Source organism: Aestuariirhabdus litorea, assembly GCF_003864255.1.
GTDB classification, from domain to species: Bacteria; Pseudomonadota; Gammaproteobacteria; order Pseudomonadales; family Aestuariirhabdaceae; genus Aestuariirhabdus; species Aestuariirhabdus litorea.
In genome coordinates this window covers 1,462,100-1,474,500 of the sequence record NZ_QWEZ01000001.1, presented here as the reverse complement: position 1 = coordinate 1,474,500, position 12,401 = coordinate 1,462,100, and the positions used below count along the sequence as shown (strand labels likewise).

Annotated in this window: 7 protein-coding genes and 8 tRNA genes; 13 read left to right on the top strand and 2 right to left on the bottom strand. The window is 58.3% G+C overall.

Features of this window, described 5'->3' with window-relative positions:
* Positions 1–5 precede the first annotated feature (5 nt).
* The 12 genes from D0544_RS06885 (at position 6) to D0544_RS06830 (ending at position 6,005) form a co-directional block, all read left to right on the top strand.
* Positions 6–788 carry a sulfite exporter TauE/SafE family protein gene (locus D0544_RS06885; protein WP_125015241.1) on the top strand — a complete coding sequence of 261 codons (783 nt, stop codon included), beginning with the start codon at positions 6–8 and terminating at the stop codon, positions 786–788.
* A 115-nt stretch (positions 789–903) separates the two neighbouring features.
* Complete coding sequence (gene gltX, locus D0544_RS06880) at positions 904–2,388, top strand: glutamate--tRNA ligase (RefSeq protein ID WP_207905782.1); 1,485 nt, start codon at positions 904–906, stop codon at positions 2,386–2,388.
* Positions 2,389–2,547: 159 nt separating this feature from the next.
* A tRNA-Ala gene (locus D0544_RS06875) sits at positions 2,548–2,623 on the top strand.
* Positions 2,624–2,651: 28 nt separating this feature from the next.
* Positions 2,652–2,727 (top strand) — tRNA-Glu (locus tag D0544_RS06870).
* 50 nt (positions 2,728–2,777) lie between these two features.
* Positions 2,778–2,858 (top strand) — tRNA-Gly (locus D0544_RS06865).
* A 27-nt stretch (positions 2,859–2,885) separates the two neighbouring features.
* Positions 2,886–2,961: transfer RNA gene (locus tag D0544_RS06860), tRNA-Gly, on the top strand.
* 36 nt (positions 2,962–2,997) lie between these two features.
* Positions 2,998–3,073 (top strand) — tRNA-Glu (locus tag D0544_RS06855).
* 50 nt (positions 3,074–3,123) lie between these two features.
* A tRNA-Gly gene (locus D0544_RS06850) sits at positions 3,124–3,199 on the top strand.
* 5 nt (positions 3,200–3,204) lie between these two features.
* Positions 3,205–3,280, top strand: a tRNA-Ala gene (locus D0544_RS06845).
* Between the two features lie 22 nt (positions 3,281–3,302).
* Positions 3,303–3,378 (top strand) — tRNA-Glu (locus D0544_RS06840).
* A 127-nt stretch (positions 3,379–3,505) separates the two neighbouring features.
* The gene (locus D0544_RS06835; RefSeq protein ID WP_125015239.1) at positions 3,506–4,972 is read left to right on the top strand and encodes a M20 family peptidase; all 1,467 of its coding nucleotides are present in this window, start codon (positions 3,506–3,508) and stop codon (positions 4,970–4,972) included.
* A gap of 85 nt (positions 4,973–5,057) precedes the next feature.
* Positions 5,058–6,005: a LysR family transcriptional regulator gene (locus tag D0544_RS06830; protein WP_125015238.1), complete on the top strand. Its 948-nt coding sequence runs from the start codon at positions 5,058–5,060 to the stop codon at positions 6,003–6,005.
* Positions 6,006–6,325: 320 nt separating this feature from the next.
* Here D0544_RS06830 and D0544_RS06825 read toward each other — a convergent pair whose 3' ends face one another.
* A complete protein-coding gene (locus tag D0544_RS06825) occupies positions 6,326–7,921 on the bottom strand; it encodes an isocitrate lyase (RefSeq protein WP_125015237.1) in 1,596 nt (531 codons plus the stop codon).
* Between the two features lie 578 nt (positions 7,922–8,499).
* Between D0544_RS06825 and D0544_RS06820 the strand changes: the two genes are divergently transcribed.
* Positions 8,500–10,680, top strand: a complete 2,181-nt coding sequence (locus tag D0544_RS06820; RefSeq protein ID WP_125015236.1) for a malate synthase G — start codon at positions 8,500–8,502, stop codon at positions 10,678–10,680.
* Positions 10,681–10,749: 69 nt separating this feature from the next.
* On the opposite strand, the gene mqo is transcribed toward D0544_RS06820, so the two are convergent.
* Positions 10,750–12,375 (bottom strand): malate dehydrogenase (quinone), encoded by a 1,626-nt coding sequence (mqo, locus tag D0544_RS06815; RefSeq protein ID WP_125015235.1) that lies wholly within the window; start codon positions 12,373–12,375, stop codon positions 10,750–10,752.
* Positions 12,376–12,401 lie beyond the last annotated feature (26 nt).

Here is a 12,401-nt window from a genome sequence, read left to right as displayed (position 1 = left end):
AAGCAATGTGGCTGCTGACGGGGGTGCTCATCGGTGCCGTTCTCGGGTTGACCGGAGCCGGCGGGTCTGTGTTTGCGGTCCCGATGCTGGTACTGGGCGCCGGGCTTGCGATGCAGGATGCCACAGGCATTGCGCTGGGGGTGGTGGCCTCCAGTGCCGCGGTTGGGGTGTTGCTACGCGCAGGCAGTGGGGTACTGGCCCTGCGCCCGGCGTTGCTACTGACCCTCAGCGGATCAATCACGGTTGTGGTCGGCCAGCAGCTGGCCTTGGTGATCCCCGAGCTCTGGCTGTCGCTTCTGTTTCTGGTGCTGGCGCTGGTGATTGCCCTCAGGATGTGGCGGCAGGCGCCCGACCAGGGCAGCGAGGTGAGACACCCGCGCGCGAACCTGCCCCCTAATGGCGGTGCAGGGGATAGCAACGGGTGGGAGTGGCCTCCGCTGGTGATTGCCGGCGGGGTTGCGGGCATGCTGGCGGGCATTTTCGGCGTAGGCGGCGGCTTTTTCATCGTGCCGATGCTGGTGTTCCTGACCCGTATGGCGATGCCGGTCGCTGTGGGGACCTCCCTGCTGGTGATCCTGGGGTTGAGCCTGACCGGGTTTATGAGTTACCTGCTCCGCGCACCGCAGCTGAACGGATTGTTGTTGACCTGGCTGGCGGCCGGTGGGGCTATGGGGATGTGGCTGGGCAGCCGAACGGCTGCTCACCTCAATGGGCAGGGGTTACAACGCGCCTTTGCGGTAACCATTGGTGTGTTGTCGCTGCTGAGCCTACTGAAAAACGCGCTCTGAGCGCCTGGACTCAGGGCTTGTCGGGGTATCAGTGGCCGGGTAAAAATCCCCATTCGCCCCCTTGCCCAAAATCCGTATAATTGCCCTTCCTTTTTAGTCGTTCACTGGATGGATCATGACCGTTCGCACTCGCATCGCGCCTTCGCCCACGGGCGACCCCCACGTTGGTACAGCGTACATCGCGCTGTTCAACTTAGCTTTTGCTCGTCAGCATGGTGGAGAGTTTATCCTCCGTATCGAGGATACCGACCAGCAACGCAGCACCCCCGAGTCAGAGCGGATGATTTTGGATTCCTTGCGCTGGTTGGGGCTCGATTGGGACGAGGGCCCCGATTGTGGCGGCGATCGAGGCCCCTACCGGCAGAGCGAGCGTGCCGAGATCTACCAGCGTTACGCCCAGCAGCTGATCGATGAGGGTCACGCCTTCTACTGTTTTGCCACTCCTGAGGAGCTGGATCAGATGCGTCAGGAGCAGCAGGCTCGGGGCGAGCGACCCCAGTACGACGGTCGTGGACTGCGCCTGAGCCCGGAGGAGGTGACTCGGCGCCTGGAGGCGGGGGAGCCCTATGTGATCCGTATGAAGATCCCGGAGGAGGGCAGTTTCCGCTTCCAGGATTACCTGCGCGGTGAGGTGGAGATTCCCTGGCAGCAGATCGATATGCAGGTACTGATGAAGCAGGATGGCCTGCCCACTTACTTCCTGGCCAACGTGGTGGACGATCACCTGATGGGGATCACCCACGTTTTCCGGGGTGAGGAGTGGTTACCCTCTGCCCCCAAGCTGATCAAGCTGTATGAGTACTTTGGCTGGGAGGCGCCGGTGCTGGGGCATATGCCGCTGTTGCGTAACCCCGACAAGAGCAAGCTCTCGAAACGTAAAAACCCCACCAGTATCCTCTACTACCAGCGTATGGGCTACCTGCCGGAAGCCTTGTTGAACTACCTTGCGCGTATGGGCTGGTCGATGCCGGATGAGCGTGAGAAGTTTTCCCTGGAGGAGATGATCGCCAACTTCGACATGAAGCGGGTCTCTCTGGGGGGACCGATCTTCGACCCGGAAAAACTGGATTGGCTCAATGGACAGTGGATCCGTGAAGAGCTGAGTGATGAGCAGTTCGTTGAGCACCTCAAGCGCTGGGCCTTCAATGATGACTACATTCGCCCCCTGATTCCCCATATCAAGGGTCGGGTCGAGCGCTTTTCCCAGGTTGCTCCACTGGCAGGCTTCATGTTCTCCGGCATGACCGACCTGTCTGCAACCCAGTTCGAGGCGCTGCGCCTGGAGCCTAATCAGGTGCGCAAGGTTTTGCAGTTTGTCTCCTGGTTCCTTGACGATCTGCGGCATTGGGAAAAGGACGCCATTTTCGCTGGCTTAAAGGCGTTGGCCAAAGCGATGGAGGTAAAGATGGGAGACTTTATGGCGCCCATCTTTCTCTCCATTGCCGGCACCACCTCTACTTTCTCGGTGGTTGATGCCATGCAGTTGCTGGGGCCGGATCTGAGCCGGGCGCGCGTTCGCCACGCATTGAGCCTGCTGGGAAGCGCTTCTAAAAAAGAGGCCAAAGCCTGGGAAAAGGAGTACCGCGCTCTGGAATGCTAGGTTCAGGACGCCAGTGCAGGGCGGTGGTTAAGCGGCCGCCCCTAAGTACCTTGTTTTACTTTTATAAAATTGTTTTGTCAGGGTTGACAGGGTGTCATAAGCCAGTAAAATGCGCTCCACGTTCGAGGGCAGTCACTCGCCCCCTGACGACCGAATATCGGGGCTATAGCTCAGCTGGGAGAGCGCAACACTGGCAGTGTTGAGGTCAGCGGTTCGATCCCGCTTAGCTCCACCATATTTGGCAGCAATGCCATGAAGGTTTTGTCCCCTTCGTCTAGTGGCCTAGGACACCGCCCTTTCACGGCGGTAACAGGGGTTCGAACCCCCTAGGGGACGCCACTTTCATTTGCGGGATTCCCGCCCAGCGGTAGCTGGTAAAAACTACGTTTGCGGGAATAGCTCAGTTGGTAGAGCACAACCTTGCCAAGGTTGGGTCGCCAGAGTGGGAGATGCGAGTCTCGTTTCCCGCCCAGCGGTAGCTGGTAAAAACTACGTTTGCGGGAATAGCTCAGTTGGTAGAGCACAACCTTGCCAAGGTTGGGGTCGCGAGTTCGAGTCTCGTTTCCCGCTCCAGATTTCAGCTCCGTAAGGAGTTTCGAAGGAAGAATTGTCCCCTTCGTCTAGTGGCCTAGGACACCGCCCTTTCACGGCGGTAACAGGGGTTCGAACCCCCTAGGGGACGCCACTTTCTTTTGCGGGATTCCCGCCCAGCGGTAGCTGGTAAAAAATACACCTGCGGGAATAGCTCAGTTGGTAGAGCACAACCTTGCCAAGGTTGGGGTCGCGAGTTCGAGTCTCGTTTCCCGCTCCAGATTTGGGGCTATAGCTCAGCTGGGAGAGCGCAACACTGGCAGTGTTGAGGTCAGCGGTTCGATCCCGCTTAGCTCCACCATTTTTAGTAGTATGAAGGTTTTGTCCCCTTCGTCTAGTGGCCTAGGACACCGCCCTTTCACGGCGGTAACAGGGGTTCGAACCCCCTAGGGGACGCCACTTTAAGCCCGGCTTTATGCCGGGCTTTTTATTGCCCGGCGTTTGTGAGACAGAATCACCGGTACGTATGGTTTTAGTGCTTTGGCTCCGCTAGCATGGGCAGGCTGACCCAAAGAGATCAATAATAATGAAAAAAATCTTCCTGCTGTTTTCACTGGGCATGGTTTTGCTTGCGTCGGTGCTGGTTGGGCGTACGCTGCTTACTACCGAGTCATCTGTCGAACCGCCGGAGAGGCTGTCCACGGTAACGGTCGACGGTGAAGCCGCCACCGGGCGCCTGGCTCGGGCGCTGACCTACCGGACCGTTTCGCGTCCTTACCCAGAGCCGCAAAACCCGGCCACCTTTGGGCCTTTTGTTGAGTACCTGAAAAGCGCCTATCCTACTGTCTTTTCGCGCCTCGAAGTGGAGACGGTCGGTGGCTACAGTCTCCTGATCCGCTGGCCCGGTAGCCAGCCGGGCCTCAAACCCATTCTACTGATGTCCCATATGGATGTGGTCCCTGTGATTCCGGGCACCGAGAAGCGCTGGCGTCACCCACCCTACGACGGGGTGGTTAGCGACGGCTACATCTGGGGGCGTGGAGCTCTGGATGATAAGTCCGGGGTGCTGGGTATCCTGGAGGCTGTGGAGGTTTTGCTGCATGAGGACTTTTTTCCCTCCCGTGACATCTATCTGGCCTTTGGCGAGGATGAGGAGGTCGGTGGGCAGCAGGGCGCGCTACAGATCGCTTCCCTGCTCGAGAGTCGGGGAGTAAGGCTGGAGTTTGTGCTGGATGAGGGCGGGGCCATTACGCGGGGAATTGTGCCCGGGGTCAGTGGCCCGGTAGCGCTGATCGGCCCTGCAGAAAAGGGCTACCTGAGCCTTGAGTTGAGCGCGGAGGACGCCGGTGGGCACTCGTCACAGCCGCCCCCTGTCACTGCGGCGGGACGGGTGGCGAGGGCGGTTGACCGTATTCAGTCGAACCCCTTTCCGCTCACTATGGAACATACGGCAACATTCATTGCACATCTCGGGGAAGAGGTCTCCTTTGTCCAACGTATGGTGTTTGCCAACGCCTGGCTGTTTGGCCCCTTTATCGAACAGCTGCTGCCGGATAATCCGGCCCTGATTGCCGGTATGCGGACGACGGTAGCCCCCACCATGCTGGCGGGTAGCGTCAAAGACAATGTGTTGCCGATGGAGGCGCGAGCGGTAGTGAACTTCCGTATCATCCCGGGGGAATCGGTCGCCTCGGTTACGGCGCGGGTTGAAGCCCTTGTCGATGATGAGCGGATAGGGGTTGAGCCCTACGGGTTTGTGTCAGAGCCGTCGCCGGTCGCCTCAACTGACAGCTTCGGCTACCGAATGTTGGAGCGCTCGATTCGGCAGGTGGTCGGCGATCCGGCGCTTGTCATTGCCCCCAGGCTGGTGATTGGAGCCACCGATGCGCGACACTTTGCTCGCATTGCCGACGCCAGCTTCCGCTTTTTGGGGGTTACTCTGGGGCCTGAAGAACTCAAGGGGTTTCATGGAACCAACGAGCGGGTGAGCGTTGAGGGTTATCTGGAGGCTATCAAGATCTACTACCGACTGATCCGTAATGCCGCCAGCTAGAAACTAATACCTGCTAGTTGAGTTGGGGTGGCAGTTTTTGTCATAATTTCTACCGTTTATGCTTTCTTTGGGCGGTATTAAAATCATGAATATAAATCGCGTCGACCTGAACCTGCTGGTGTACCTCGATGTGCTGCTCCGTGAGCGCAACGTCACGCGAGCCGCCAACCAGCTCGGTATCACTCAGCCCGCCATGAGCAATGGGCTAAGGCGTCTGCGTGATCTCTTTGATGACCCCTTGCTGATTCGTACCAGCGAGGGTATGACCGCCACGGAGCGGGCGCTGGAGCTGCAGCCGGTGGTTCGCAATGTCCTGGCCACCATCGACAAGGCGGTCCAGCCCCAGAAAGACTTTGAGGCACTCACCACTCAGCGCGTGTTTCGGATTATGGCGAGCGATTACGCCGAAGCGACGCTGATTCCGCGGGTCTTAACGCGCCTGAGGACGGAGGCTCCGGGTATTACGCTGGATATGCTGACCCCCAGTGATGTCAGCTTTCTAGATGTGGAGCAGGGGCGGGTCGATATGGCGATCAACCGTTTCGACCAGATGCCGCAATCCTTTCACCAGACCATGGTGTGGATGGATGGCTTCTCCTGCCTGATGAGCGTGGATAACCCGCTGGTTGATCGCTTTGACCTGGATGCCTACCTAAGTTCCCAGCATATCTGGGTCAGTAAAACCGGTATGGGTGTGGGGGTGGGGGTCAATCCCAAGGATGTGCAGCGCCTGGGTTGGGTCGACGAGGCGTTGGCCCGGCTCGACAAGAAGCGCAATATTGCGGTCTTTACCCGCCACTACCAGGTGGCGATGCTGCTCGCCCAGCAGCGCGACCTGATTGCCACCCTGCCCAGTCGGGCAGCGGCGCTGCAGCGAAACAACCCTGAGCTGGTGGTAAAAGCGCCCCCCTTCGAGATTCCTCCGATCGAGCTCAAAATGGCATGGAGCCCGCTATTGCAACACAACCCGGGGCACCAATGGTTGCGGCGCCTGATTATCGATGTTGCCAAGGAGGTTCGGGCTCCGAAGTAAGGTGGGGGGTGCACAGCAAATTGGGGTGATGACGGGTGCGAGCGCCAAGCATGCTGCTCGCGCCTTGACTGACAAGGACGTTAGTAGTGAGAAGCGCAACAGAGCAGGCTTGAACGTCCTGTATTCGGCCGTTTCTGCTCGCCCCTGACCCTGCGATATATCGTACGTCCTGTACATAAAAAAAAAAGACCGCCGAAGCGGTCTGAGCAAGAAGTGGTCCCGATTGGCGTATTCTGGGGTGCCGGAGTAGGCCTGTAATCGCCAAGCGGTTGGGGTGACCATGGAGAGCAAACCGGGTTTGCTCTCCCGCCAGGTTCGACTTAGCCGAACTGGTTCATGGTGTTGTCTTTACCGGCCGCTTTGAGGGCAGCTTCACCGGCAAAGTACTCTTTATGATCGTCGCCCATGTCGGAGCCGGCCATGTTCTGGTGCTTGACGCAAGCGATACCCTGACGGATCTCCTTGCGCTGAACACCGGCTACGTAGCCCAGCATGCCCGCTGCACCGAAGTATTCCTTGGCCAGGTTGTCGGTAGACAGGGCCGCGGTGTGGTAGGTGGGCAGGGTGATCAGGTGGTGGAAAATACCGGCTTCACGGGCCGCGTCAGCCTGGAAGGTGCGGATGCGGTTGTCGGCTTCGATCGCCAGTTCGGTCTCGTCGTACTCAACGCTCATCAGGTTGTTGCGATCGTAGGCAGAAACATCCTTGCCGGCTTCAACCATGGCATCGAACACCTGCTGGCGGAAGTTCAGTGTCCAGTTGAAAGAGGGTGAATTGTTGTACACCAGCTTGGCATTGGGGATCACTTCGCGGATGCGGTTAACCATGCCGCCGATCTGGCCCACGTGTGGCTTCTCGGTCTCGATCCACAGCAGGTCAGCACCGTTTTGCAGGGAGGTGATGCAGTCCAGTACGCAGCGATCTTCGCCGGTGCCCTTACGGAACTGGAACAGGTTGCTGGGCAGGCGCTTGGGACGCAGCAGCTTGCCTTCACGGTTCAGTACTACGTCGCCGTTCTTCATCTCGGCGGGGGTGATCTCCTCGCAGTCCAGGAAAGCGTTGTACTGGTCGCCCAGGTCGCCCGGCTCCTTGGTTACAGCGATCTGCTTGGTCAGGCCAGCACCGAGGGAGTCGGTACGCGCCACGATGACACCGTTGTCGACACCCAGCTCGAGGAAGGCGTAGCGAACTGCGCGGATCTTGGCGAGGAAGTCCTCATGGGGGACGGTTACCTTACCATCCTGGTGACCACACTGCTTCTCGTCGGAAACCTGGTTCTCCAGCTGGATGCAGCAGGCACCGGCTTCGATCATGCGCTTGGCCAGCAGGTAGGTCGCTTCAGCGTTACCGAAACCAGCGTCGATGTCAGCAATAATGGGAACAATGTGGGTCTGGTGACCATCGATCTTGGCCTGGACCTCTTTCTCTTTGGCCGCATCGCCAGCTTCGCGGGCAGCATCCAGCTCACGGAACAGACCGCCCAGTTCGCGGGCATCTGCCTGGCGCAGGAAGGTGTAGAGCTCTTCGATCAGGCCGGATACCGAGGTCTTCTCGTGCATGGACTGGTCGGGCAGGGGGCCGAAGTCAGAGCGCAGAGCCGCAACCATCCAGCCAGACAGGTAGAGGTACTTACGATCGGTGGTGCCGAAGTGCTTCTTGATGGAGATCAGCTTCTGCTGACCGATGAAACCGTGCCAGCAACCCAGTGACTGGGTGTACTTGGAGCTGTCGGCATCGTAGGCGGCCATGTCGGCACGCATGATGTTGGCGGTGTAGCGGGCGATATCCAGGCCAGTCTTGAACTTGTTCTGGGCACGCATACGGGCTACGTATTCGGGGTTAATAGCGTTCCAGGCGCTGCCCTGAGCGGTGATCAGGGTGGCTGCGGTATCGATATCTTGAGCGTATTGAGACATGGTCGATCCTTAAAGGTCAGTGTTCAACGAGCCAGCGTTGGCTGGTGTGTTGTGGGTACGGCGGCAATATTAGGGAAAGGGATTCCATAATTGAAATAAATGTCGCTTATTTCTGTTATTCAACAAAAGAATATTTGAACTCGGCTCTGTAAATGTCTAGCCGTTAACATCAGCCACACTTTCACCCTGTTCCGGGTTGAGTGATTGCCAGGGCTGGTGTAGCCCGGTCAGTACTGCAGCAAGCGGGTTTTGGGTTTAGCCTTTTATATGCCTGAGAAATATCCATAAGCTATTGATAAATAATTGATTAATGGGTTTTTTCTGATGGGTTTAACGGCGTCGTAGCGCTTGCTTGGTTGGACTCCGGGGTAGGCACAGAACTGGCACGATGGCAGAATGCACGTTTGGTGTAAAAGTGAGTCGAGACAGGCTATTTATCAGAATGTTTTCCGTTATTTTTAGTGTGAATACCGAGAATAATGTCTATAAATTAGTGAAATTTATGTCTGCTCCTTACAATCTCGCGACTCGCCGCAGTCTATGGCTGCGTTTGGCAACATTACAGAGGCTTTCAGATTATGACCAACCGAATCCAAAAAGGCGGACTGCAGATCGCCGATATCCTTTATAACCTGATCAACGATGAGATCCTGCCCGGTACAGGCGTCGAGGCGGACAGGTTCTGGAGTGAGCTCGAAGCGATCGTCAGTGATCTGGCCCCTGGGAATCGGGCGTTGTTGGCCAAGCGTGACGAGTTTCAGGCGCAGCTGGATCAGTGGCACCGGGAGCACGCCGGTCAAGCCCACGATGCTGCGGCTTATAAGGCCTTCCTGATCCGCATTGGTTACCTTCTGGAGGAGGGGGGTGATTTCCAGGTCGAGACCGCTAACGTTGACTCCGAAATTGCAACCCAGGCTGGCCCCCAGTTGGTGGTGCCGGTTAAAAATGCTCGCTTTGCCTTGAACGCGGCCAATGCGCGCTGGGGTAGCCTTTACGACGCGCTTTACGGCACCGATGCCATCTCCGAAGAGGGGGGAGCCGAGAAGGGGCGTGGATACAATCCCGTGCGCGGCGCCAAGGTAATAGCCTTTGCCCGTGACCACCTTGACCAGGCGGCCCCCCTGGCAAGCGGTGCCAGTCACAAAGGTTCTACCGTATATCGGGTTGAAGACGGAGCCTTGGTTGTCGGTCTTGCCGATGGAGGCGTTGCACGGTTAGAGCAGCCAGAGAAGTTTGTTGGTTACCGCGGGGAGGCTGCCGCTCCGACAGCCATTCTGCTCAAGAACAACGGCCTGCACATTGAAATTCAGATCGATGCCAGCACCCCGGTCGGCAAGGATGACCCTGCTGGTGTTAAAGACCTGCTGGTTGAGGCGGCCATCACCACCATCATGGATTGCGAGGATTCGGTAGCGGCCGTTGATGCGGAAGACAAAGCCGAGGTATACGGCAACTGGTTGGGGCTGATGAAGGGCACACTGTCCGATACCTTTGAAAAGGGTGGCCATATGATGACCCGCAGCCTCAATGAGGATCGCCGCTACACGGCCGCCGATGGTGGTGAGCTGGTTCTGCACGGTCGTAGCCTCCTGTTTGTTCGTAACGTGGGCCACCTGATGACCACCGATGCGGTGCTCGACAATGAGGGTAATGAGATCCCCGAGGGGATTCTTGACGGCATGGTGACCGTGCTGGCGGCGATCCACGACCTCAAGGGGCAGGGCAGCCTCAGCAATAGCCGCACCGGCTCGGTCTATATTGTTAAGCCCAAGATGCATGGTCCCGAGGAGGTCGCTTTTACCTGTGAGCTCTTCGGTCGCATCGAAGACGCCCTGGGCCTGGCTCGTAACACCATCAAAGTGGGCATTATGGATGAGGAGCGGCGCACTACCGTGAACCTTAAGGAGTGTATCCGTGTTGCCAGGGAGCGGGTGGTCTTTATCAATACCGGCTTCCTTGATCGCACCGGCGATGAGATTCACACCAGCATGCTGGCCGGAACCATGATCCCCAAGGCGGCGATGAAATCCCAGCCCTGGATCACCGCTTATGAGAACTGGAACGTCGACAATGGCCTGGCCTGTGGTCTGCAGGGCAAAGCCCAGATCGGTAAGGGGATGTGGGCGATGCCCGACGAGATGGCGGCCATGCTGGAGCAGAAGATTGGTCACCCGCTGTCGGGTGCGAATACCGCCTGGGTACCTTCACCCAATGGAGCCACGCTGCACAGCACTCATTACCATCGAGTAAATGTGGTGGCGCGCCAGAATGAGCTGGCCAGCCGTCCCCGCGCGAGCCTGGACGATATCCTGACTATCCCGTTGATGGAGGACCCCTCCAGCTTGACCGCCGAGCAGATCCAGCAGGAACTGGATAACAACGCCCAGGGTATTCTGGGTTATGTGGTGCGCTGGATCGACAGTGGTGTTGGCTGCTCCAAAGTTCCCGATATCAACAACGTGGGGCTGATGGAGGATCGCGCTACCCTGCGTATCTCCAGCCAGCACATTGCTAACTGGCTCTATCATGGGGTCTGCACCGAGGAGCAGGTGATGGAGACCATGAAGCGTATGGCGATGGTGGTGGATGGCCAGAACGCCGGCGATACCGGTTATCGCAATATGGCCCCCGCCTTCGATGGGGTGGCGTTCCGCGCAGCCTGCGATCTGGTGCTCAAGGGCACCGAGCAGCCCAACGGCTACACTGAACCGTTGTTGCACGCCTACCGCCGTGAGGCCAAGGCGCAGCAGGCCGGTTAACAGGTTGCAGTAAACGAAAAAGCCGACTGGAAACAGTCGGCTTTTTTGTTGGTCTAGCCAGTGGTGAGGTCAGGAGGCCCGGCGTGAGTTCTTGCTCACTGAGCCCAGACTCGCCTTGATGGACTCCAGGGAGTCGTATTTTCTGCCCCCTCGCAGACGCTCGGCGATGTCGCTCACCGAGTGCTCAGCGGGCTGGGTCGTTGCTGTGCCGGCTTCCAGCAGGCCCAGGGTTCTGAGGGTGCGCGGGCGCAGCTGCTGAAGATGCTCCGGGTTATCGGTCAGTGAAACGCCATAAGAGGGAATCATCTGGCTCAACTTCTGCTGCCAGCTTTCACTCTGCATCCTGCTCGAGAAGCAGCGGGTGAGCACGTTCAACATTGCCTGAACTGCAATGGAAGCGCCCGGTGAGGCGCCCAGCAGGGCGGCCAGGCTGCCATCTTCGGAGGCGACCATCTCGGTGCCAAACTCCAGCGAGCCATTGCCGTCGGAAGCACGTTTAATGACCTGAACCCGCTGTCCGGCAGTGGCCAGCTCCCAGTCCTCATCTTTGGCGTTAGGCAGGTACTGGCGCAGAGATTCCATGCGGGAGTGGTGGGACTGCAGGGCTTCCTTGATCAGGTAGCGAGTCAGGTCCATGTTATGGGCGCCGACCGACAGCAGTGGGCGAAGGTTGTCTGACCTTACTGAAGCAGGCATATCGAAGATAGAACCCTGCTTCAGGAACTTGGTGGTAAAGCCGGCAAAGGGGCCGAACAGCAGTGCCTTCTTGCCGTCAATCAAGCGGGTGTCCAGGTGGGGGACAGACATGGGGGGCGCTCCCAGGGCTGCCTTTCCGTACACCTTGGTGCTATGTGCTTCGACGACGGCGGGGTCCTTGCAGACCAGCCACTGTCCGCTCACGGGGAAACCGCCGTAGCCCCTGGACTCCTTGATGCCTGACTTTTGTAGTAGAGGCAGGGTAGCACCACCGGCTCCGAGGAAAATGAAGCGAGTGGTGAGCTGCTCATTTTCGCCAGTCACGTTGTTACGGACGCGCACCTGCCAGTGCCCATCTTGCTCCTGCTGCAGGTGAGTGACGCGGGTTCCCAGCATCAGCTCGAACCCCTCTGTCTGGTTGAGGTTGTTGATCATCGCCCGGGTCAGGGCGCCAAAATCGACATCGGAACCGATCTTCATGCGTGTTGCGGCCACCGGTTCGGCAGTGTCACGCCCCTCCATGACCAGAGGCATCCACTGTTCGATTTGCTGTGGATCTTCGCTGTACTCCATGCCCTTGAAGAGGTGGTGTGCACTCATCAGTTCGTAGCGCTTGCGCAGGAAAGCGACATTTTTCTCTCCCCACACAAAACTGCAGTGGGGGGTCGGGTTGATGAATTGGGAAGGGGTCGGCAGGTCGCCGTTTTCTACCAGGTAGCTCCAGAACTGCAGTGAGAGCTCGAAGGCTGCGTTGATACCGAGGGCCTTGCTGATCTCGACGTTACCGTCGTTATTCTGGGGGGTATAGTTCAGCTCGCAGTAGGCGGCATGGCCGGTACCAGCGTTGTTCCATCCTGCGGTACTCTCGAGGGCTACGTCGTCAAGCGCCTCAACCATAGCGATGCGCAAAGCGGGATCGAGCTGCTTGAGCAGGGTGGCGAGTGTGGTGCTCATGGTGCCTGAGCCGACCAACAGGGCGTCATAGATGTCGTGCTTCATAGACTGTACCTCTTATGTATCTCGTC